General features: G+C 71.8%; 18 protein-coding genes and 1 rRNA gene. 15 read left to right on the top strand and 4 right to left on the bottom strand.

The features are described from left to right. Positions 1–164: 164 nt before the first annotated feature. From rrf to ACWEFL_RS23655, 3 genes are all read left to right on the top strand, one after another. Positions 165–281: ribosomal RNA gene (rrf, locus tag ACWEFL_RS23665) — 5S ribosomal RNA — on the top strand. Between the two features lie 179 nt (positions 282–460). Next, positions 461–1714: a hypothetical protein gene (locus ACWEFL_RS23660; RefSeq protein ID WP_451715960.1), complete on the top strand. Its 1254-nt coding sequence runs from the start codon at positions 461–463 to the stop codon at positions 1712–1714. Next, on the top strand, positions 1699–2445 hold the full coding sequence (locus ACWEFL_RS23655; protein WP_451715957.1) for a tetratricopeptide repeat protein: 747 nt from the start codon (positions 1699–1701) through the stop codon (positions 2443–2445). Before ACWEFL_RS23660 ends, ACWEFL_RS23655 begins: the two co-directional genes overlap by 16 nt. Before the next feature lie 61 nt (positions 2446–2506). Here ACWEFL_RS23655 and ACWEFL_RS23650 read toward each other — a convergent pair whose 3' ends face one another. Further along, positions 2507–3805: a DUF1015 family protein gene (locus tag ACWEFL_RS23650; protein WP_451715954.1), complete on the bottom strand. Its 1299-nt coding sequence runs from the start codon at positions 3803–3805 to the stop codon at positions 2507–2509. Between the two features lie 85 nt (positions 3806–3890). Here ACWEFL_RS23650 and ACWEFL_RS23645 point away from each other — a divergent pair, with 85 nt between their 5' ends. Then, positions 3891–4922, top strand: coding sequence for an HAD hydrolase-like protein (locus ACWEFL_RS23645; RefSeq protein ID WP_451715951.1), 1032 nt, complete (start codon positions 3891–3893; stop codon positions 4920–4922). A 298-nt stretch (positions 4923–5220) separates the two neighbouring features. Further along, positions 5221–6096: an ABC transporter ATP-binding protein gene (locus ACWEFL_RS23640; RefSeq protein WP_451715948.1), complete on the top strand. Its 876-nt coding sequence runs from the start codon at positions 5221–5223 to the stop codon at positions 6094–6096. A gap of 64 nt (positions 6097–6160) precedes the next feature. Here ACWEFL_RS23640 and ACWEFL_RS23635 read toward each other — a convergent pair whose 3' ends face one another. Beyond that, a complete protein-coding gene (locus ACWEFL_RS23635) occupies positions 6161–6508 on the bottom strand; it encodes an SCP2 sterol-binding domain-containing protein (RefSeq protein ID WP_451715945.1) in 348 nt (115 codons plus the stop codon). Between the two features lie 42 nt (positions 6509–6550). Between ACWEFL_RS23635 and ACWEFL_RS23630 the strand changes: the two genes are divergently transcribed. The 6 genes from ACWEFL_RS23630 (at position 6551) to ACWEFL_RS23605 (ending at position 12041) form a co-directional block, all read left to right on the top strand. Next, positions 6551–6895 carry a hypothetical protein gene (locus ACWEFL_RS23630; protein ID WP_451715942.1) on the top strand — a complete coding sequence of 115 codons (345 nt, stop codon included), beginning with the start codon at positions 6551–6553 and terminating at the stop codon, positions 6893–6895. 7 nt (positions 6896–6902) lie between these two features. Then, a complete protein-coding gene (locus tag ACWEFL_RS23625) occupies positions 6903–7718 on the top strand; it encodes a TlyA family RNA methyltransferase (RefSeq protein ID WP_451715940.1) in 816 nt (271 codons plus the stop codon). Further along, entirely contained in the window at positions 7715–8635 is a 921-nt protein-coding gene (locus ACWEFL_RS23620) for an NAD kinase (RefSeq protein WP_451715938.1), read from the top strand. The genes ACWEFL_RS23625 and ACWEFL_RS23620 overlap by 4 nt, the downstream gene beginning before the upstream one ends. A gap of 128 nt (positions 8636–8763) precedes the next feature. Then, positions 8764–10542, top strand: a complete 1779-nt coding sequence (locus ACWEFL_RS23615) for a DNA repair protein RecN (RefSeq protein WP_451715990.1) — start codon at positions 8764–8766, stop codon at positions 10540–10542. Positions 10543–10620: 78 nt separating this feature from the next. Continuing rightward, a complete protein-coding gene (locus ACWEFL_RS23610) occupies positions 10621–10857 on the top strand; it encodes a hypothetical protein (RefSeq protein ID WP_451715935.1) in 237 nt (78 codons plus the stop codon). Between the two features lie 110 nt (positions 10858–10967). Further along, positions 10968–12041, top strand: a complete 1074-nt coding sequence (locus ACWEFL_RS23605; protein ID WP_451715933.1) for a glycosyltransferase family 4 protein — start codon at positions 10968–10970, stop codon at positions 12039–12041. 234 nt (positions 12042–12275) lie between these two features. Here the strand turns inward: ACWEFL_RS23605 and ACWEFL_RS23600 are convergent, their stop codons facing one another. Next, positions 12276–13904, bottom strand: a complete 1629-nt coding sequence (locus tag ACWEFL_RS23600; protein ID WP_451715931.1) for a PucR family transcriptional regulator — start codon at positions 13902–13904, stop codon at positions 12276–12278. 140 nt (positions 13905–14044) lie between these two features. Continuing rightward, positions 14045–15847, bottom strand: coding sequence for a glycoside hydrolase family 15 protein (locus ACWEFL_RS23595; RefSeq protein WP_451715988.1), 1803 nt, complete (start codon positions 15845–15847; stop codon positions 14045–14047). Positions 15848–16342: 495 nt separating this feature from the next. Between ACWEFL_RS23595 and ACWEFL_RS23590 the strand changes: the two genes are divergently transcribed. The 4 genes from ACWEFL_RS23590 (at position 16343) to ald (ending at position 22592) form a co-directional block, all read left to right on the top strand. Then, a complete protein-coding gene (locus tag ACWEFL_RS23590) occupies positions 16343–18001 on the top strand; it encodes a CTP synthase (RefSeq protein ID WP_451715985.1) in 1659 nt (552 codons plus the stop codon). Between the two features lie 80 nt (positions 18002–18081). Continuing rightward, complete coding sequence (locus ACWEFL_RS23585) at positions 18082–18720, top strand: NUDIX domain-containing protein (RefSeq protein WP_451715929.1); 639 nt, start codon at positions 18082–18084, stop codon at positions 18718–18720. A gap of 324 nt (positions 18721–19044) precedes the next feature. Then, positions 19045–21333 carry a tetratricopeptide repeat protein gene (locus ACWEFL_RS23580; RefSeq protein WP_451715926.1) on the top strand — a complete coding sequence of 763 codons (2289 nt, stop codon included), beginning with the start codon at positions 19045–19047 and terminating at the stop codon, positions 21331–21333. Positions 21334–21476: 143 nt separating this feature from the next. After that, on the top strand, positions 21477–22592 hold the full coding sequence (gene ald / locus ACWEFL_RS23575; protein WP_451715983.1) for an alanine dehydrogenase: 1116 nt from the start codon (positions 21477–21479) through the stop codon (positions 22590–22592). The last annotated feature ends 177 nt before the right edge of the window (positions 22593–22769 follow it).

Here is a 22769-nt window from a genome sequence, read left to right as displayed (position 1 = left end):
GTTGATAGGCCGGATCTGGAAGGCGGGTGACCGCTGGAGGTGACCGGTACTAATAGGCCGAGGGCTTGTCCTCAGTTGCTCGCGTCCACTGTGTTAGTTCTGAAACCACGAACAACCGCACCCCCCCTGTGGGGTTGGGTGGCGGGTTGTGTGTTTCATTGTGTTTCGGTGGTTATTGCGTGAGGGAAACGCCCGGTTACATTCCGAACCCGGAAGCTAAGCCTTACAGCGCCGATGGTACTGCAGGGGGGACCCTGTGGGAGAGTAGGACGCCGCCGAACAATCTTTCAGGACCCTTGGTCCAGCGTTCACGCTGGACCAAGGGTCCTTTTTTATTCGCGGAGGCGCTTCCGGGGGCGGATTGCGCGAGAATGACCGCAGTACCTCAAGACAGGAGTCACGATGTCCACCAACTCTCCCGACGATCGACCGGAGCGGGAGCCACGCCGCAGGGACGGTGGTGACCGGGACGGATTCCGTGGTGGTCGCGATGACCGTGACCGTGGCCCGCGTCGTGACACCGACCGTGGCGGATACCGTGGCCCCCGCGACGACCGTGGGGGGCGTCCTGCCGGCGGTGGTAGCAGCCACGGCGGTAGTGGCGGCGGCTATGGGCGTCGGGACGATCGTCGTGACGACCGGCCGGGTGGATTCCGCGGGGATGACCGCGATCGTGGTCCCCGGCGCGATGACCGGTCCTCCTACCGTCGTGACGACGACCGCGGCGGATATCGCGGATCGCGTGATGACCGTGGTGGGCGGCCTGGTGGTGCCGGCGGTGGGTATGGACGCAGGGATGACCGCGACCGCGGTCCCCGGCGCGATGACCGTCCCTCGTTCCGGCGTGACGATGATCGTGGTCCGCGTCGGGGCGATCGTCGTGATGACCGTCCCTCGTTCCGGCGTGACGACAGGCGTGATGAGCGTCCGTCGTTCCGTCGCGATGATGATCGTGGTCCGCGTCGTGACGATCGTTCCGGTGGTCCCCGGCGCGATGACCGGTCCTCCTACCGTCGTGACGACGACCGCGGCGGATATCGCGGATCGCGTGATGACCGTGGTGGGCGGCCTGGTGGTGCCGGTGGCGGGTATGGACGCAGGGACGACCGCGACCGTGGTCCGCGTCGCGATGACCGGCCGTCGTTCCGGCGTGATGACGACCGTGGTCCGCGTCGGGACGATCGTCGTGATGACCGTCCCTCGTTCCGGCGTGACGACAGGCGTGATGACCGGCCGTCGTTCCGCCGTGACGATGACCGTGGTCCGCGTCGTGATGATCGGCCGGGTGGGTTCCGGCGTGACGACAGGCGTGATGAGCGTCCATCGTTCCGCCGTGACGATGACCGTGGTCCGCGTCGCGACGACCGTTCGGGTGGGTTCCGGCGCGATGACCGGCCCTCCTACCGGCGTGACGACGACCGCGGCGGATATCGCGGGCCTCGTGACGACCGAGGAGGACGGCCCGGCGACCGTGACCGTGACCGGCGTGGGCGTTCCGGTGGCGGCGGAGGCTATGGGCGTCGTGACGACCGCGGTGGCTACGGTCGGCGCGAGGACCGCGACCGTCCGGAGCGTGAGCCGATCAAGCGGCTGCCGATCCCCGAGGACGTCACCGGTGAGGAGATCGACCACGATGTCCGGCAGGAGCTGCAGAGCCTGCCGAAAGGACTTGCCGAGGATGTCTCCAAGAACCTCGTCATGGTGGCGAAGCTGATCGACGAAGACCCCGAGCAGGCATACGCCTACTCCAAGATCGCGCTGCGGCTGGCGTCCCGTGTGGCCGCCGTCCGGGAGGCCGCGGGATTCGCCGCGTACGCGACACAGCGTTACACCGAGGCGCTGGCCGAGTTCAGGGCGGCTCGGCGGATGACCGGCGGTGTCGAGCTGTGGCCCGTCATGGCGGACTGCGAGCGCGGGCTCGGGCGGCCCGAACGGGCGCTGGCCATGGCCGGCGAGCCCGAGGTGCTGAAGCTGGACAAGGCCGGGCAGGTGGAGATGCGGCTGGTGGCGGCCGGGGCACGCCGGGACATGGGGCAGCTCGACGCCGCCATCGTGACCCTGCAGAGCCCGGAGCTGGCTTCCAGCTCCATACAGCCCTGGACCGCACGGCTGCGGTACGCGTACGCCGACGCGCTGCTGGCGGCCGGGCGTGAGGACGAGGCCCGCGAGTGGTTCGCCAAGTCGCTGGAAGCCGACAAGGACGGCGCGACCGACGCCTCCGACAGGCTGGCAGAGCTGGACGGTGTGGAGTTCGTCGACGCCATCGACCCCGACGAGGACTCCGACTTCGAGCAGGAGCAGCACGTCACGGACGACGCCGAAGCCGAAGAAGACGTGAAGGACGAGCCGGAGGGTGACGAGCCCTCACGCTCGTACGACGCCGACGCCGACGCCGACGCCGACGCCGACGCCGACGCCGAAGGCGAAGGCGACAGGGGCGAGTAGCGGTACGCGGATCGGGGACCAGAGAAGGGCGGCCACTCATCGAAGTGGCCGCCCTTCTCCGTTACTTCGGTTGCTCCGATTGCTCCAGTGCGAGGCTCCTCATCACCAGACCCGTCGCCGGCTTCGGGCCGAAGGACGTGGACTTACGGGGCATCATGACGCCCTCGCGGGCCAGGTCCCTGACGACGTCCTCGTGTACCGGGTGCATCAGCACCGCCGTGCTGCCGTTGCGTTCGGCTTGGAGGACAGCCGCCTCCGTGTCGTGGATGTACGCGATCTCCTCCGGGGCGTCCGGGATCCGCCAGACGTCGTCCAGGAGTGTCGAGTGGAGGACGGTCGCGTCGAGGGTGCGCCAAGCCTCGGGGCGGTCGGCGCGGACCGTGCGGGACAGCAGTTCCGGGTCCGGACGGTCGACGAGGTAGAAGGCGCCGTCACCTGCCAACAGGAACGCGTTGCCGTCGGCCGCGGCCTCGGCGAGCGCCTCCAGGGCGCGGGGAAGCGGGACTTCGAGACGCCGGACGCCGAAGGAGCCGCCGAGTGCGGTGAGGGCGTCGGCGACCGTGAGGCGGTGCAGCAGCCGGTGGATCGCCCGTACCCGCAGGGGGTAACGGGCCGTGTCGATCAGCAGGACGAGTCCGTGACCCCACGGGCCGTCCGCAGGGTGCTCGGCGCGCAGCCGCAGATAGGTCGCCCAGCGGTGGTGGCCGTCGGCGATCAGGGCCTGGCGCCCGGAGAGGTCCGCGTCGATCGCGGCGAGGTCCGCGGCTTCGGTGACGGACCAGAGCCGATGGCTGAAGCCGTCCTCCGTCGTGGTGGCCAGCAGCGGGCGACGCCGCACGGTCCGTTCGATGACGGCGGTCGCCCCGGTCGCGTTGCCGGTGCTGCGGTAGGTGAGCAGCAGCGGTTCGAGGTTGGCCTCCGTGGCGCGCATCAGGGCCGCGCGGTCCGCGACGATGTCGGGCATCACGTCCTCGTGCGGGAGGACGACTCCCTCCGAGGGTTCCGACAGGGCGAGTGCGCCGATGACGCCCCGCTGGACGGTGTCGCCGTGCCGTTGCTCGTACACATAGAGCGCGGGTTCGGGGTCCGGGGCGAGGATGCCCTTGTCGAGCCAGCGGGCGAGGGTGTCGGCGGCCTGCTGATGGCGGGCGGCCGGGGTGGCGGCCTGGGGCAGGATCAGCCGGACGATGTTGTACGGGTCCGCCGACTCGAGATGGTGCAGTCCGTCGGGCCGGACGACGACGTCGTACGGCGGCGAGGTCACCGCGGCGAGTGAGCCGACCCGTTCGGGGACATAGCGCAGTCCGCGGAAGGGGATCAGTCGCAGACCGTCGTCGGCCGCGGGACCTTCGCTGTTCATCCGTGCATCGTATGCGCGTGACGGCATGCGCGATGATCGGGGGAGTGAGTGACGGGAAGCGGCACCGATCGAGGGGCGAGGACGCATGACCCAGCAGAGTAGGACCCGGCCGGACGGGAGCGCGACGGTGCTGAGTGCCGCGTACGACACCGCGCTGCTCGACCTGGACGGTGTCGTGTACGCGGGCGGTGCGGCGATCGCGTACGCCGTGGACTCGCTGCTGGCCGCGCGGGAGGACGGGATGCGTCTCGCGTATGTGACGAACAACGCGCTGCGTCCGCCGGAGGCCGTGGCCGCGCACATCACCGAGCTGGGGGTGCCGACGGACGCGGAGGAGGTCATCAACTCCGCCCAGGCGGTGGCCCGGCTGATCTCCGAACAGGTGCCGGCCGGGTCACGGGTGCTGGTCGTCGGCGGAGAGGGGCTGTGGGTCGCGCTGCGCGAGCGCGGGCTCGAACCGGTGGAGTCCGCGGACGACGATCCGGTGGCGGTGGCGCAGGGGTACGGCGGGCCGGATCTTCGCTGGGGACGGTTCGCGGAGGCGTGCTACGCGATCGCGCGAGGCGTGCCGTGGTTCGCGTCCAACACCGATCTGACGATCCCGAGCGGGCGGGGGATCGCCCCCGGCAACGGCGCGGCCGTGGAAGTCGTACGGATCGCCACGGGCGCCGAGCCACAGGTGGCGGGGAAGCCGCTGCCCCCGATGCACCGGGAGACGATCCTGCGGACCGGTGCGAAGCGGCCGCTGGTGGTGGGCGACCGGCTGGACACCGATATCGAGGGCGCGTTCAACGGAGGAGTCGACTCGCTGCTCGTGCTGACCGGGGTCACCGACGGGGCGCGGCTGCTGGCGGCGGCGCCCCACCACCGGCCGACGTATGTGGACGCCGATCTGCGGGGGATGCTGACCGCACAGCCCGATGTGACCGAGGCCGGCGGAGGCGGATTCCGGTGCGGTGGCTGGACCGCGTCGGTGGCGGACGGCCGACTGGTGCTGGAGGGTGATGGCGCGCCGATGGACGGGCTGCGGGCGCTCTGCGCGGCGGCCTGGACCGACGCCGGGGACGGCGTCTGTACGGCGGACGCGGGCAAGGCGCTCTCCAGGCTGGGGCTGTAGGCCCGGTTGGCGCTGTCGATCGGCCGGGGCGGTGGGACGGCCGGGTGGTGGACCCGTCGCCGAGGGACGGCCGCAGGGGCCGGTTCCGGAGTCCTGGTCCGGCCTGGTCCGGAGTTTTGGTCGGAGTCCTGGTCCGGTCGGTCGGCGTGGAGTTCGGTCGGCCCGGGACTCGGGGACCTTCGAGAGGGTAGGCTTACCTAACCTCGTAACGGGTGTCGGTCCTTCCGAAGCCGGACATGAGGCGGGCCGGGCGTCGAACCGCCGGTCATCGGACCCCTCGATCCAGGAGTGCGACCACATGCAGCGACTTACCGCGGAATCGGTCACGCTCGGCTACGACCGGCGGGTGATAGCCGAGGACCTGTCGGTGCGGATACCCGACAACTCCTTCACGGTGATCGTCGGCCCCAACGCCTGCGGCAAGTCGACCCTGCTGCGCGCCCTCGCCCGGATGCTGAAACCCACCCGGGGCAGGGTCCTGCTCGACGGGCAGGTCATCCACTCGCTCCCCGCCAAGAAGGTCGCGCGGAAACTCGGGCTGCTGCCGCAGTCGTCGACCGCGCCCGACGGGATCACGGTCGCCGATCTCGTGGCGCGCGGTCGCTATCCGCACCAGGGGCTCCTGCGGCAGTGGTCGCCGGACGACGAGCGCGTCGTACGGGAGTCGATGGAGGCGACCGGAGTCGACGAGTTGGCGGATCGCTATGTCGACGAACTGTCCGGAGGGCAGCGGCAGCGCGTCTGGATCGCGATGGCGCTCGCCCAGCAGACCCCACTGCTCCTCCTCGACGAGCCCACGACCTTCCTCGACATCCAGCACCAGATCGAGGTGCTCGACCTGTGCGCGGAGTTGCACGAGACACAGGGGCGGACGCTCGTCGCCGTACTCCACGACCTCAACCAGGCCGCCCGGTACGCGACTCACCTCATCGCCCTGCGCGACGGCATGATCGCCGCCGAGGGCGCGCCGTCGGACGTGGTCACCTCGGAGCTGGTGGAGGCGGTCTTCGGGGTGAAGAGCCAGGTCATCGACGATCCGGAGTCCGGTACGCCGCTGGTGGTCCCGGCGGCCCGCCGGCGCACGGCTGTGAAGGACGACCCGGCTCCGGCGGCCGGGGCGGGACCACGGGAGGACACGGCGTCCCGGCGGCGTACGGCGGCGAAGGTGCTGTGACCGCCGCCGGACTCCCTCGGCCGCCGCTGACGACAGCAGGGTGGTGACGACAGCAGGGTGGTGACTACAGCAGGGTTCTGAGCCGCAGCAGATCGCGGAACCCCGCCTCCAGTTTCACCCGGCCCGAGGCCCACGCCTTCGCGAAGTTCAGCCCGCCGTCCACCATCGCCACCAGGTCGTCGCCCGTCATCGCGAGCCGGATCTGCGCCTTCTCGCGCGGTGGGCCCTCGGCCGTGTCGGCGACCTCGATCCGGCCGTCCCGGAGGCGGCCGGTGAAGGTGACGTCCAAGTCCGTGATGTGGCAGCTGAGCGACCGGTCGAGCGCGGTGGCACTGCGCACATCACCGTCCGCCCGCGCGAGGTTGTCGCTGAGTCTCTTGAGCGCGCTGCGGCACTCTTCCGTCGTCGCCATCGTGATCGACGGTACCGCAGGGCTACGCGGTAGCGTCTGGGCATGAGCGACTTGACGCCGGACCCGCAGAGCCCCCGCCCAGAGGTGAACGGATCCGCGGAGGCCGGGGCGGAGGCGGACGCCGCGACGGCACAGGCCCCGCGGCAGCACGAACCCGCCGGTCCCACGCCCCTCGGAGTACCGCGGGCGCCCACCGGCCATACCGCGGTGGACGTCCTCATGGAACGGCTCGCCGATGTGGATCACCTCACGGCCGATGGTCACCTGGAGGTGTACGAGGATGTCCATCGGGGTCTGCGCTCCACGCTCACCGCGCTCGACGCCCGCCAGGGGCCGCCGGCACCGGTGACCCCCGCATCACCACCCTCGTACGACCACAGGAGCTGAACCGAACGTGGCAGGAGTCGCCCGTCGCCGTCTCGACGCGGAGCTGGTACGCCGCAGCCTCGCCCGCTCGCGAGAACACGCGGGCCAGCTCATCGCCGCGGGACGCGTGAGCGTCGGCGGCAACGTCGCGGCCAAATCCGCCACCCAGGTCGAGACGAGCGCCGCCATCGTCGTCGCGCCCGACGACACCGACCCCGGCTATGTCTCGCGCGGCGGGCACAAGCTCGCCGGGGCGCTGGCCGCGTTCGTGCCCCTCGGCCTCAAGGTCGAAGGGCGGCGAGCCCTGGACGCCGGAGCGTCGACCGGCGGATTCACCGATGTGCTGCTGCGCGCCGGCGTCGCCCATGTCGTCGCCGTCGACGTCGGATACGGACAACTCGCCTGGTCTCTGCAGAGCGATGAACGCGTCACCGTCAAGGACCGTACGAATGTGCGCGAGCTGACACCGGAGACGATCGGCGGTGAGGCGGTGGACCTGGTGGTGGGAGATCTCTCCTTCATCCCCCTGGGCCTCGTCCTGCCCGCGATCGTCCGGTGCACGGCCCCCGACGCGGATCTGGTGCTGATGGTGAAGCCGCAGTTCGAAGTCGGCAAGGAGCGCCTGGGCAGTGGGGGAGTCGTACGGAGCCCCGAACTGCGCAAGGAGGCGGTACGGGCCGTGGCCGACCAGGCCGCGGAACTCGGTCTGGGCGTGCTGGGCGTCACCGCCAGTCCGCTGCCCGGACCCTCCGGGAATGTCGAGTACTTTCTGTGGCTCAGGGCCGGCGCGCCCGAGCTGGATCCGGCGGACGTCGACCGTGCAGTGGCGGAGGGACCTCGTTGACCACACCAGCAGAGACAACAGCGCGCACCGTTTTCCTGCTCGCGCACACCGGGCGCCCGGCGGCCATCCGCAGCGCCGAACTCGTCGTGCAGGGACTGCTCCGCTGCGGTCTCGGCGTACGCGTCCTGGAGGCGGAGGCGGCCGATCTGCCGCTGCCGCCGTCCGTGGAGACCGTGCGCGAGGCGACGCCCGCGGCCCTCGACGGCTGTGAACTGCTCATCGTCCTCGGCGGAGACGGAACACTGCTGCGCGGTGCGGAGTTCGCCCGCGCCTCCGGCGTGCCGATGCTCGGCGTCAATCTCGGGCGCGTCGGATTTCTCGCCGAGGCCGAGCGCGACGACCTCGACAAGGTGGTCGACAGAGTCGTCAGCCGCGAGTACGAGGTCGAGGAGCGCATGACCGTCGACGTCGCCGTGCACCGCAACGGCGACATCGTCCACCAGGACTGGGCGCTCAACGAGGCGGCCGTCCAGAAGGTGTCGCCCGACCGGATACTGGAGGTCGTGCTGGAGATCGACGGGAGGCCGGTGACGGCGTTCGGCTGCGACGGCATCGTCTGCGCCACGCCGACCGGGTCGACCGCGTACGCGTTCTCCGCGGGCGGTCCCGTGGTGTGGCCCGAGGTGGAGGCGCTGCTGATGGTGCCGATCAGCGCGCACGCCCTGTTCGCCAGGCCGCTGGTGACGTCACCCGCCTCGGTCCTCGCGGTGGAGGTGCAGCCGCACACACCGCACGGGGTGCTCTGGTGCGACGGGCGCAGGACCGTGGAACTGCCGCCGGGGGCGCGCGTGGAGGTGCGCCGGGGGGCGGTTCCGGTGCGGCTCGCCCGGCTGCATCACGCGTCGTTCACCGGCCGGCTGGTGGCCAAGTTCGCGCTCCCGGTGTCGGGGTGGCGGGGAGCGCCGCCGCCGCACTGAGAGGTAGCCCAGGCGCGCACGCGGGAAAGGCGTAGGCCGTCGGCCTGGCGGGGGCGGCCGCCGGTGAGGAGGGTCTGCGTCGCGCCCCGCGACCGAAACCTCGTAAGGTCGTGTCCGTGTTGGAGGAGATGAGGATACGGTCGCTCGGGGTCATCGACGACGCTGTCGTCGAGCTGTCCCCCGGTTTCACCGCGGTGACCGGCGAGACCGGCGCGGGCAAGACCATGGTCGTCACCAGCCTGGGGCTGCTGCTCGGCGGGCGCGCCGACCCGGCGCTGGTGCGGATCGGCGCGAAGTCCGCCGTCGTGGAGGGGCGTATCCGCGTACGCGCGGGGGCGTCCGCTGCCGTACGGGCCGAGGAGGCCGGGGCCGAGCTCGAGGACGGCGCGCTGCTGATCAGCAGGACCGTATCCGCGGAAGGGCGCTCGCGGGCGCACCTGGGCGGGCGTTCCGTGCCGGTGGGGCTGCTGGCCGAGCTGGCCGACGAACTCGTCGCCGTGCACGGCCAGACCGACCAGCAGGGGCTGCTGCGCCCGTCCCGTCAGCGCGAGGCGCTCGACCGGTACGCGGGCGGAGCCGCCGGGCCCGGCGGCTCGGACGGTGCCCGTGGCGCCCGTGACGGTGACACGTGCGGCGCCTTCGCCGGGCTCCACGCCGAGTACGCGAGTGCGTACCGACGGCTGCGGGCCGTCAGCTCCGAGCTGGACGAGCTCACCACGCGCGCCAGGGAACGCGCACAGGAAGCGGATCACCTGCGGTTCGGGCTGAACGAGATCGCGGGCGTCGAACCACGGCCCGGTGAGGACGTCGAACTCGCCGCCGAGGCCGAGCGCCTCGGCCATGCCGAAGCCCTCGCCTCCGCCGCCTCCGTCGCGCACGCGGCGCTCGCGGGCAACCCCGAGGACCCGGAAGGCGTCGACGCGACCACGCTGGTGGCCGGTGCGGGACGGGCCCTGGAGGCCGTCCGCTCCCACGATCCGGCCCTGTCCTCACTCGCCGAACGCATGGGCGAGATCTCCATCCTCCTGGCCGACGTCGCGGGCGAACTCGCCGGATACGCCGACGATCTGGACGCCGATCCGCGCCGGCTGGCGGCCGTCGAGGAACGGCGGGCCGCGCTCACCGCACTGACCCGCAAATACGGCGAGGACATCCAGACCGTCCTGGCCTGGGCGGAGGAAGGCGCGGCCCGGCTCGGCGAACTGGAGGGCGACGACGACCGGATCGGCGAACTCGCCGCGGAGCGGGACGTCCTGCGCTCGGAACTGTCCGTGCTCGCCCGGGCATTGACCGACGCCCGTACGGAGGCGGCGCAGAGGTTCGCGTCGGCCGTCACCGAGGAACTGGCGTCCCTCGCGATGCCGCACGCGCGCGTGTCCTTCGCGATCCGGCAGACCGTCGACCCCGACGGCGTCGAGGTCGACGGCCGGACGGTGGCATACGGTCCGCACGGCGTCGACGAGGTCGAACTGCTGCTCGCCCCGCATCCGGGCGCGCCGCCCCGGCCGATCGCCAAGGGCGCGTCCGGCGGTGAGTTGTCGCGGGTGATGCTCGCCGTCGAGGTCGTCTTCGCGGGTACCGACCCCGTACCCACCTATCTCTTCGACGAGGTCGACGCGGGGGTCGGCGGAAAGGCCGCCGTCGAGATCGGGCGGCGGCTGGCGAAGCTCGCGAAATCCGCGCAGGTCGTCGTGGTGACGCATCTGCCGCAGGTGGCCGCGTTCGCCGACCGTCAGCTGCTGGTCGAGAAGACCAGCGACGGTTCGGTGACCAGGAGCGGCGTCACCGTGCTGGAGGGCGAGGACCGGGTACGCGAGCTGTCGCGGATGCTCGCGGGCCAGGAGGACTCCGAGACGGCGCGCGCCCACGCGGAGGAACTGCTCGCCGCGGCACGGGCGGACGGCTGAGCCGCGCCGGCACGTTCCTCACCGCCGCCGGGGCGAGCAGGGGAGCGTACGAGGCACTGAGGCGGGCGGTGCCCGGCGGTGCGGACGGCGTGGTCACGCGCCATCCATGACGGCCCCGGCGAGCGGACGGTGCTCGGCGACAGCGGAGCCCGCGCGCTGGGCGCGGCCCTCGGGGCCGCGATCGTCGCGGACAGCGGACAGCGGACAGCGGACAGCGGACAGCGGACAGCGGACAGCGGACGCACCGGACCGGCGCGGGACGCGGCGGGTCTGATCGTGGCGGTCCGATCGCGGCGGCCGGGTACGGACGGGTGAACGGCCGGCCCGTCGCCGGATCCCCCGTGTGAGTGAGACGGGGGCGCGGAACTCCCGGTTCCGCACAGACGCGTTCCCGGAGGGGCCGTACGGACTGGCATCCTTGGCGGGTGACACAGCTGCATACGGTCCAAGTGCTCGGCGGCGGCAGCGCCGACAGCAGCGCGCACGTCCGGTCGCTGGCCGCGGGGCTGGTGGCGCGGGGCGTACGGGTGACCGTGTGCGCCCCCGCCGAACTGGAACGCCGCTACGACTTCCCGGGCGCGGGGGCGCACTTCGCGCCCGTGCCGCGCCGGGGGGATCCCGTGGCCGTCAGCGCCCTGCGCACGGCCTGCGAGGGCGCCGACCTGGTGCACGCGCACGGTGTGCACGCCGCCGTACGGACCGCGCTGGCGCTCAGCGGACGGCGGGTGCCGCTGGTCGTCACCTGGCACACGCGGGCGCACGGCCGCGGGGCGCGTCGGCAACTGCTCCGGCTGCTGGAACGCAGGGCCGTACGGGCGGCGGCCGTCGTCCTCGGCACCTGCTCCGAACTCGTCGACTTCGCCCGTCAGCGCGGCGCCCGTGACGCCCGCCTCGCGCCGGTCGCCGTGCCCGCGCCCCGGCAGCCCTGCGTCGAGGGCAAGGCCAGGGCCGAACTGGGCTTGGTGGACCGCCCCTTGGTCATGAGCATCGGCAGCCTGGTGCCGCACCGGGGCTACGGCACTCTGCTGGACGCGGCCCGTCACTGGCGGGAGCTGGATCCCGTACCGCTGGTTCTGATCGCGGGGGAAGGGCGGGAGAGGGCGGATCTGGAGCGGCGGATCGAGACCGAGGGGCTGCCCGTGCGGTTGGTCGGCCGCCGGGACGATGTCGCCGACCTGCTCTCGGCGGCGGACGTCGCCGTGCTCCCCAGCCGCTGGGAGGCCCGCTCCGTACTCGCCCAGGAGGCGCTCCGCCTCGGCGTTCCCCTCGTGGCGACCTCGGTCGGCGGAGTGCCCGAACTCGTCGGCGACGCGGCGGAGCTGATCCCGTACGGTGACGCGGACGCGCTCGCCCGCGCGGTGGCGGAACTGCTGGGCGACACGTCCCGGCGCGCCGAACTGACCCTGGCGGGCCGGGCCCAGGCGGCCACCTGGCAGACGGAGGACGAGACGGTCGCGCAGGTCCTCAGCGTGTACGACGAGCTGGCGGCGGGGCGGTGAGACGGCGGCGGTGCCGCGAGGCGCGTACGGGGCCGTCCGGCGGAGCCGCGAGGCGCGTACGTGTTCCGTGACCGGTCTTCACCGCGCCCTCGTGCGATGGGCTCGCCGGCCGGGGGCCGCTGCCACGGGTTTCGCCGCGCCCGCGGCGGCTCACCGCGGGCGCGGAAGGGGACAGGGGACAGCGGCGCGCGGTACGGCCCTCAGACCTTCAGACCTTCAGGCCGTCAGGGCCCCTCAGCCGACGTATCTGCGTGCTCTGAGGGCCAGGCTCAGGGCCAGGACCGTCTGTGGGTCGTCCAGGTCCGTGCCGAGGAGGTCGGAGATACGGGCCAGCCGGTTGTAGAGGGTCTGGCGGTTGAGGTGGAGTTCGCGAGCCGTCTCGGCCTTGCGGCCCGCGTGGGTCAGATAGGTCTCCAGCGTGGGGAGCAGCGAGGGGCGGGAAGTCGCGTCGTGGTCGCGGAGGGGGCCGATGGCGCGTTCCACGAAGGCGGCCAGGTCGGGATCGTCGCGTAGACGCCAGAGCAGCAGCTCGGTGTCGAGGCGGCGGGCGTCGTACCAGGGCCGGTCGGTGAGCCCCTGGGCCGCGGTCGCCGTCTCCGCCGCATGGCGCAGGCTCGCCGGGATCGCCGCCCAGCTGCCCGCGCGGCCGACGACGACGACCGGGGGATGCGCGCCCGCGCGCTCCATACCGGCCCGCTCCACGCCTGCCCGCAGCGCAGCCGCCACCCGGTCCGCGATCGCCGGGCGCTCGGATTCGGAGCGGAGACCGATGAGCAGCGGAACCCGGCCCTCCACCGGGCGTACGCCCAGCAGCACGGGAACGCCGACCGCCGACAGCTCCTCCAGGACCGCGTGGGCGAGCGGCGCCCAGGTTCCCGAGGACGGGGAGAGCCGCATCACGACCGGCAGCAGGGGGCCGTCGCCCGGTCTGAAGCCGAGGACCCGGGCCTGGGCGGGCGCGTCCTCGGCGGTGATGCGGCCCTCCGCGAGGTCCGTGAGGAAGTCGCCCCGGCCGCGCGCCGCCAGCTCCTCCTCCTGGCGCGCCTGCATCAGGACGATCGCGAGCAGCCCGGCCGCGCGCTCCGCCGCCATGCGGTGGACGGTGAGCAGCGGGGACCACAGGGCGGGGAGCACGAGACGGGCGCGTACCGACGCGGTTCCCTGACCGCCGCCGGGGACGTCGACGAGGACGGTTCCGGCGGGTGGGGTCTCCCGTGCCCCGCGCTGGCCGCGCAGACCCTCCCACACCTGGAGTGGGTCGGCTCCGGCCTCCCCCGATCCGGAGCCCGCCGCGTACAGGAGTTCCCCGTCCGCCGTCTCCAGGAAGACCGGGTTCGCGGCGAAGTCGGCCAGGATACGCAGCACCTGCGGCACCCCGCCTCCGCTGAGCAGCACCTCCGTACAGCGCCGGTGGACCTCCTCGGCCCGCCGCAGCAGGGCGTAGTGCCCATTGACGATCTCGGTGTGGACCTCCTCGGTCACCGAGACGAACGGGACCTCGCGGTGCAGTTGCACCAGCGGGAGCCCGACCGACCGGGCCGTCTCCACGAGCGCCGACGGCAGCCGATGGAAACGCGGCCCCAGCTCCACCACCAGCGCCGCGATCCCGCGGTCCGCGAGCCGCCGGACGAACGCGCGCTGCTCGGCGGGCCGGGTCCCGAGGCCGAGGCCCGTCGTGAGGAGCAGCTCGCCGCCCTTCAGCAGGGACGCGATGTTGGGGGCCTCGCCGGCGTGGACCCACCGCACCGTGCGATGGAGCCGGTCCGCCCCGGCGACGACCTCCGGCAGCCCTGAGCGCAGGCCGGGCAGTTCCAGCGCCCTGCGCACGGTGATACCGCCCTGGGGCTCCCCTTGGGTCTCCACTGACTTGCCGCCTCGCGTACTGATGGAAAGGGCCGAACGTTGCAGATCGGACGCTACCCCGTTCCGCCGCCCGGCTCCTTCCCCCTGCCGCGAGCTGGCCTCCTGCCGCGAGCCGGCCTCCGTACGCTCTACCGCGAGAGCTACCCTCCGTACGCCCCCGAAGCGGTGAGCCGCAGCGCGGTGTCGATCAGCGGGACATGGCTGAACGCCTGCGGGAAGTTCCCGACCTGACGGCCGTGCCGGGAGTCCCACTCCTCGGCGAGCAGCCCGAGGTCGTTGCGGAGTGCGAGCAGCCTCTCGAAGAGCCTGCGGGCCTCGTCGACCCGGCCGATCATCGCGAGGTCGTCGGCGAGCCAGAACGAGCAGGCGAGGAACGCGCCCTCGTCGCCCTCGAGGCCGTCGACTCCGGCGTGCTCGCCCGCGGTGGGGTAGCGCAGGATGAAGCCGTCCTCGGTGGACAGCTCGCGCTGGATCGCCTCGATCGTGCCGATGACGCGCTTGTCGTCCGGCGGCAGGAAGCCCATCTGCGGGATGAGCAGCAGCGACGCGTCCAGCTCCTTGGAGCCGTAGGACTGGGTGAACGTGTTGCGTTCCTTGTCGTAGCCCTTCTCGCAGACATCGCGGTGGATCTCGTCGCGCAGATCGCGCCACCGCTCCAGCGGCCCGTCCGCGTCACCGGACTCGATGAGCTTGATGGTCCGGTCGACGGCGACCCAGGCCATGACCTTGGAGTGCACGAAGTGGCGGCGCGGACCCCGCACCTCCCAGATGCCCTCGTCCGGCTGGTTCCAGTGCTTCTCCAGGTACTGGATCAGCTTGAGCTGGAGCAGGGAGGCGTAGTCGTTGCGGGCGAGGCCGGTCATATGGGCCAGGTGCAGCGCCTCGGTGACCTCGCCGTAGACGTCGAGCTGGAGCTGGTGGGCCGCGCCGTTCCCGACCCGCACGGGACGGGAGTTCTCATAGCCGGGCAGCCAGTCCAGTTCGGCCTCGCCGAGTTCCCGCTCGCCCGCGATGCCGTACATGATCTGCAGGTTCTCCGGGTCGCCCGCCACCGCGCGCAGCAGCCACTCGCGCCAGGCGCGGGCCTCCTCGCGGTAGCCCGTCCGCAGCAGGGAGGAGAGGGTGATCGCGGCGTCCCGCAGCCAGGTGTAGCGGTAGTCCCAGTTCCGTACGCCGCCGATCTCCTCCGGGAGGGAGGTGGTGGGCGCGGCGACGATGCCGCCGGTGGGGGCGTACGTCAGCGCCTTCAGCGTGATCAGGGAACGGACGACGGCCTCGCGGTAGGGACCGTGGTACGTACACTGCTCCACCCACTCCCGCCAGAAGTCCTCCGTCGCCGTCAGCGACGCCTCGGGCTCCGGGAGCGCCGGCGCCGGGTGGTGCGAGGGCTGCCAGGAGATGGTGAACGCGATCCGCTCACCGGGGGAGACGGTGAAGTCGGAGTACGTGGTGAGGTTCTTGCCGTAGGTCTCCGTCGGGGTGTCGAACCAGACGGAGTCCGGCCCGGCGACGGCCGCGGTACGGCCGTCGACCTGGTGGACCCACGGCACGACCCGCCCGTAACTGAACCGCATCCGCAGCGCGGAGCGCATCGGCACCCGGCCGCTGACGCCTTCCACGATCCGGATCAGCTGCGGCGCCCCGTCGCGCGGAGGCATGAAGTCCGTGACGCGGACCGTGCCGCGCGGGGTGTCCCACTCGGATTCGAGGATCAGGGAGTCACCGCGGTAGCGGCGGCGGTCGGCCGCGGGCGGCTCGGCGCCGGCGGTATGGGCGGGGCCCAGTCTCCAGAAGCCGTGCTCCTCGGTTCCGAGGATTCCGGCGAAGACGGCATGCGAGTCGAAGCGGGGCAAGCACAGCCAGTCGGCCGTGCCGTCCCGGCAGACCAGCGCGGCGGTCTGCATATCCCCGATGAGTGCGTAATCCTCGATGCGCCCGGCCACGTGCATCTCCAGTCGAACGGCCATGTCCGCCCCGCGGGGCGCTTGCTGCGGTCAGGGCGACGAGCGCGGGGGATCCGGTGCGACGTGCGGGAATGTGGCGTTCTGCCGTCCCACTCGTCATCTACCACCACCCTGCTCTGAATGCGCTCCACGCGCCCCTCGGCATCGCTCAGCAGAGCGAGTGTCCGAGCAGGATACGACGCACCACAGGGTTACGCGTGGCGGTCTGGACAACCTGACTCCTCCGAACGGGTAGGCCATGACCGAGTGCCAGGTGAGGCGGGTGTTGACCGCTGGTGAGCACGGTGAGTGAGGGACGGTGTGTGGCCGGAAGCGGCCTCCCTTCGTCGCTGATAGGCTGGTACCCCGTGGACCGGTGGCATGCCTGTGGGAAACAGCGGCCCCGCAACCGCAGCGACGGCATCCCCCGACCCTCCGGGAGGGGACGCCGGTACGCACCTTCACCCTCGCGACCACGGGAGCCCCCTCTTGGCGATGCCTGCCCACTCCTCGTCATCCGTGACGACCAAGCACATCTTCGTCACCGGGGGTGTCGCCTCCTCCCTCGGCAAGGGGCTCACCGCTTCCAGCCTGGGCGCGCTCCTCAAGGCCCGCGGTCTCAGGGTCACCATGCAGAAGCTCGACCCGTATCTGAACGTCGACCCGGGCACGATGAACCCGTTCCAGCACGGTGAGGTGTTCGTCACCAACGACGGCGCCGAGACCGATCTGGACATCGGCCACTACGAGCGCTTCCTCGACGTGGACCTCGACGGCTCGGCCAATGTCACGACCGGCCAGGTCTACTCCCAGGTGATCGCCAAGGAGCGCCGGGGCGAGTATCTCGGCGACACGGTCCAGGTCATCCCGCATATCACCAACGAGATCAAGAGCAGGATCCGCCGGATGGCGACCGGCGACGTCGACGTGGTGATCACCGAGGTCGGCGGCACGGTCGGCGACATCGAGTCGCTGCCCTTTCTGGAGACCGTCCGCCAGGTACGCCACGAGGTCGGCCGGGACAATGTCTTCGTCGTGCACATCTCGCTGCTGCCGTACATCGGCCCGTCCGGCGAGCTGAAGACCAAGCCGACCCAGCACTCCGTGGCCGCCCTGCGCAACATCGGTATTCAGCCGGATGCGATCGTGCTCCGCGCCGACCGCGAGGTACCGGTCGCGATCAAGCGCAAGATCTCCCTGATGTGCGATGTCGACGAGGCGGCCGTGATCGCCTGCCCCGACGCGCCCTCCATCTACGACATCCCCAAGGTCGTGCACACCGAGGGTCTGGACGCCTATGTCGTCCGCAAGCTGGATCTGCCGTTCCGCGATGTGGACTGGACGACCTGGGCGGATCTGCTGGACCGGGTGCACAACCCCGACCACGAGGTCACGGTCGCGCTCGTCGGCAAGTACATCGACCTCCCCGACGCGTATCTCTCCGTGACCGAGGCGCTGCGTGCCGGCGGCTTCGCCAACAAGGCGCGCGTCAAGGTCAAGTGGGTCGCCTCCGACGACTGCAAGACCCCGGCGGGCGCGAAGAAGCGGCTCGCCGACGTGGACGCGGTCTGCATCCCCGGCGGCTTCGGCGACCGCGGTGTCAGCGGCAAGGTCGGCGCGATCCAGTACGCCCGCGAGAACAAGGTCCCCCTCCTCGGACTCTGCCTGGGCCTCCAGTGCATCGTCATCGAGGCCGCGCGGAACCTCGCCGGGATCGCCGACGCGAACTCCACCGAGTTCGACGCCGCCACCGCCCACCCGGTGATCTCCACCATGGAGGAGCAGCTCGCGTATGTGGAGGGCGCCGGAGACCTCGGCGGCACCATGCGCCTCGGGCTGTACCCGGCGAAGCTCGCCGAGGGCTCGATCGTGCGCGAGGTCTACGGCGACGAGCCGTATGTCGAGGAGCGCCACCGTCACCGCTACGAGGTGAACAACGCGTACCGCGCCGAACTGGAGAAGAAGACCGGGATCGTCTTCTCCGGCACCAGCCCGGACAACAAGCTCGTGGAGTACGTCGAATACCCGCGCGAGACGCACCCCTATCTGGTCGCCACCCAGGCGCACCCGGAACTGCGCTCCCGTCCGACCCGGCCGCACCCGCTGTTCGCGGGCCTGGTCAAGGCCGCGGTGGAGCGCAAGTCCGGCGAGTGAGTCCCAGGCACTACGGTTGGCCGGGGTACGCGTCTCTCCCATGACGCGTACCCCGAACCACTCGCGGGAGGACCTCTTTCATGGACAGGCCCACGGCCATCAGGGACACGCCCGAACAGTGGCGCGTCACCGCGACCGCCACCCCGTTCCGGGGCAAGAAGACCAGCGTCCGCACGGACGACGTGGTCATGCCCGACGGGACGGTCGCCCGCCGTGACTACCAGGTCCATCCGGGCTCGGTCGCGATTCTCGCCCTCGACGACGACGACCGCGTGGTCGTCCTGCGCCAGTACCGGCACCCCGTCCGCCAGAAGCTGTGGGAGATCCCGGCCGGGCTGCTCGATGTGCCGGGGGAGAACCCGCTGCACGCGGCGGAGCGCGAGCTGTACGAGGAAGCGCACATCAAGGCCGGGGATTGGCGGGTGCTGACCGATGTCTACACCACGCCCGGCGGCTGCGACGAGGCCGTACGGATCTTCCTCGCCCGCGATCTCTCCATGGCCGAGGGCCGTCGGTACGAGGTCCACGACGAGGAGGCCGACATGGAGCTGGCGCGGGTGCCGCTCCCGGATCTCGTACGCGCCGTCCTGGCCGGAGAGCTGCACAACAACTGCCTGGTGGTGGGAGTGCTGTCGGTCGTCGCCGCACGGGCGGGCGACGGGCTGGACGCGCTGCGCCCGGCCGGCGCGCCCTGGCCGGCCCGCCCCTTCGAAGCCTGACGCGGCCGACGCGTTCGAAGCCTGATGCGGCCGGCGCGCGTCCCGGTGCTCCGCATCAGGCGCCCGCCCTTCGCGGCCGGCCCGCGCCCGCCCTGTGAAGCCCCTTGGGCCGTCTTTCCGGGTGACTCCCGTCCCCGGTGACACCGCGCTTCGGAGAGGAAGATCATCAGCCGGTCCGATGATCTTCCGATCCCATTGATCCGATCGGATGATCTACCGGGCACGCTCCACCCGGTTCGTAGCAGAGAGTGAATTACGCTCGGAACGCCCGTGCGGATTCCCTGCGGGCTCAGCTCGTGCACGGACTGGACGGGAGCGTGGCCCGTGACGGATCAAGCGGTGGACTCGATCGCTCGTACCGGATCGTCCCAAGGGCAATTCTTCGGACGGCAGAGGGAGTTGAAATCCCTCCAGGCCGATGTCGAACGAGCTGGCCTGGACACCATCGCGGGCCGGAAGGCCCCTCGCGCCCGCGTGCTCCTCATCGCGGGACGGCCGGGCTCGGGACGGAGCGTGCTCGCCGAGAAGTTCATCGCCGGCCTCGCCGGTGACTATCCGGACGGGGTGCTGAGGGCCCGGCTGACCGAGCCGGACGGACGCCGGGTGCCCACCGGTGAGACGGCCCGCGCTCTGCTCGACACCCTCGGCATCGCCGCGGCGCCCGGCGCGGACGAGGACGAGCTGTCCCAGCTGTTCCGCGAAGCGCTCGCCGGGCGCCGGGCCGTGCTGCTGCTGGACGACGCGCAGGACGCCGAGCAGGTCGATCCGCTGCTGCCCGACAATCCCGATTGTCTCCTGGTGGCCGTGGCCGGGGGGCCGCTGACCGGCATCCCCGACGTACGGCCCTGCACGCTCGGCGGCATGGACCCCAAGGCGGCGATCGAGCTCCTCGCCTCCTTCACCGGATCCGTGCGGATCACCGTGGATCCGCAGGCGGCCGAGTCCGTCGCCGAGGAGTGCGGGGGGCAGCCCGCCGCACTGGTCCTGGTCGGCGGCTGGCTCGCCGCCCGGCCCAAGACCTCGGTCGCCGACGCGGCCAAACTGCTGCGGGCGCTGCCCGCCGACGCGGGCCGCCCCCAGGCCGACCGCCCGCTGGCCCGCGCCTTCCGGCTGGTGTACGGGTCGTTGCCGTCGCAGGCCGCCCGTACGCTGCGGCTCCTCGCCCTCGCCCCGGCCGGGCTCGCCGACGCGAACACCGCGTCCGCGCTCGGCGGCTGCTCGGTCGAGGACGCCCAGTCGATGCTGGACGACTTCGACTCCCTCGGACTGCTGCACCGGGAGGGGATCCTCTACCGGGTGCCGGGCGCCGTCGTCCCGCTGCTGAACGCGGCCGTCGAAATCCACGACAAGCCCGCGGAGGTGCAGCTCGCCCGCGCGCGGATGCTGGAGCGCACCGTACGGCTGCTGCAGTCCTGCCGCGCCGCGACCGAGCCCGAGGGCTCCGCGGCCCGACAGGCGCTCGCCGCCCTGCCGCGTCCGCTGCGCTTCGCGTCCGCGTCCGACGCCGAGGAGTGGCTGGACGTCCGGCAGCACGCGCTGATCGCGTCCGCGCGGATCGCGGTGGAGGACGGCGAGCTGGACACGCTGGCCCGCCGGCTGGTCGCCGCCCTGGTCAAGGCGCTGGCCGCGCACCGGGGCACCGAGGCCGTGGCCCCGGAGCTGTACGGACTGCACCGGCTGGTCCTCGGGGTCGCCGAGCGCCGCGGGCTGCACCGGGAAGTGGCCGCCGCTCTGCTCAACCTCGCCGATCTGGACGCGCAGACCGGCCGCACCGAGGAGGCGCTCACCCGCTACCGGGCCGCGCTGGAGGCGGGACGGGCGGCGAAGGACCCGTACGCGACCTGCCGTGCGATGGAATCCGTGGGCGGCGCGTACCAGGAGCTGGGGGACTGGCAGCGGTCCGCGGACTGGTACGGCCGCGCGCTCGCCCAGCGGCAGACGCGCGACGAGCGCGCCGACGAGGCCCGGCTGTACGGGCGGCTGGGCACCGTCCACACCTACGCGGGCCGGTACGGCGAGGCGCTGCGCTGCTGGCGGGCCTCGGTCGCCGGCTACCGCAGGGTCGGCGATCTCCCGTCCCAGGCGCGGGCCCTGAGCGAGGCGGCCCGGGTGCAGGAGTACGCGGGACGGCCGGAGGAGTCGCTGCAGACCTGCCAGGAGGCGGTGGAATGGGCGCGGAAGGCGGACGATGCGCGGTTGCAGGCCGCACTGCTGCTCAGACTGGCCGACACCCTGGACCGGCTGGGCGACCCGGCCGCGGCCCGGCTGCACCGGGCTGGTGCGGAGCGGCTGCTGGCTCAGCAGAAGGCAGCGAGGGCGGCGACGGCGGCGGAGGCCGCCGCGACCGCGAACACCGAACAGGCCGGACGGGCCGGAGATACCGGGCCGGCCTCGGACACCGGTCAGGCAGCTCAGACAGCTCAGACCGGACAGACCGCCGAACGCGTCGGGGCGGCCGGGGCCGGGGGCGGCACGGAGACCGCCGCCGAGCATGGATCGAAGGCCGCGTCGAAGGCCGGGCCGAAGACCGCACCCGACGCGGCAGTTGGCACAGATGAAGGCGGACCGGCGGATTCCGCCTACGAAATCCGTAGTGCTTCGACTGAAGGTTAATGCTTTGCAAGGCTAGACAGCGGGAAATCCTTCATTAGACTGGCTCCCATCGCGTTATCTCGCGGTGTATTCCGGTGCGCCCTGTGTGTCCGGAAATATATGGCAGTGCCCCTGTATCCCCTGAGCCAAGGACCGTGATCGACGTGAAGGTCGGCATCCCCCGCGAGGTCAAGAACAACGAGTTCCGGGTGGCGATCACCCCCGCCGGCGTGCACGAGCTGGTGCGCCACGGCCATGAGGTCGTCATCGAGCAGAACGCCGGCGTCGGCTCGTCGATCACGGACGACGAGTACATCGCCGCGGGGGCCCGGACGCTGCCCACCGCCGACGAGGTCTGGGCCAGCGCCGACCTGGTGCTCAAGGTCAAGGAGCCCATCGCCGAGGAGTACCACCGCCTCCGCAAGGACCAGACGCTCTTCACCTATCTGCACCTCGCCGCCTCCCGCGAGTGCACGGACGCCCTGCTGGAGTCCGGCACCACCGCGATCGCCTACGAGACGGTCGAGACCGCGAGCCGCCAGCTCCCGTTGCTCGCCCCGATGTCGGAGGTCGCCGGCCGGCTGGCCCCGCAGGTCGGCGCGTACCACCTGATGCGCTCGGCCGGCGGCCGGGGTGTCCTGCCGGGCGGCGTCCCCGGCACCGCGGCCGGCAAGGCCGTCGTGATCGGCGGCGGAGTCTCCGGCTGGAACGCCACCCAGATCGCCGTCGGCATGGGCTTCCACGTCACCCTGCTCGACCGGGACATCAACAAGCTCCGCGAGGCGGACAGGATCTTCGGCACCCAGGTGCAGACGGTCGTCTCCAACGCGTACGAGCTGGAGAAGGCGGTCGTCGAGGCGGACCTCGTCATCGGCGCGGTCCTCATTCCCGGCGCCAAGGCGCCGAAACTGGTCACCAACGAACTCGTCGCCAAAATGAAGCCCGGAAGTGTCCTTGTCGACATCGCGATCGACCAGGGCGGCTGCTTCGAGGACTCCCACCCGACCACCCACGCCGAGCCGACCTTCAAGGTCCACAACTCGGTCTTCTACTGCGTCGCCAACATGCCGGGCGCGGTGCCGCACACCTCCACGTACGCGCTCACCAACGCGACGCTGCCGTACATCGTGGAGCTCGCCAACCGCGGCTGGGTCGAGGCGCTGCGCCGTGACCCCGCCCTGGCGCTGGGCCTCAACACCCACGACGGCCAGGTCGTTTACGGTCCCGTCGCCGAGGCGCACGGTCTTCAGCACGTCGAGCTGAGCACGCTCATCGGCTGACGGTCAGCCGTGACGGTCAAGGGCTGCCGTCAACATCGCGCCACCGGCCGGATCTTGCTGTGCAAGGTCCGGCCGGACGCGTGTCCGCCCTCGCGAGCCATCCGGCCAACTCGGCCCGAACAGGGGCCTTTAACCGTTTCGCGTACCCCGCAAACCAGTGGGACGGATCACACTGCG

Source organism: Streptomyces sp. NPDC004838, assembly GCF_053600955.1.
This window is presented reverse-complemented; position numbering and strand designations above follow the sequence as displayed.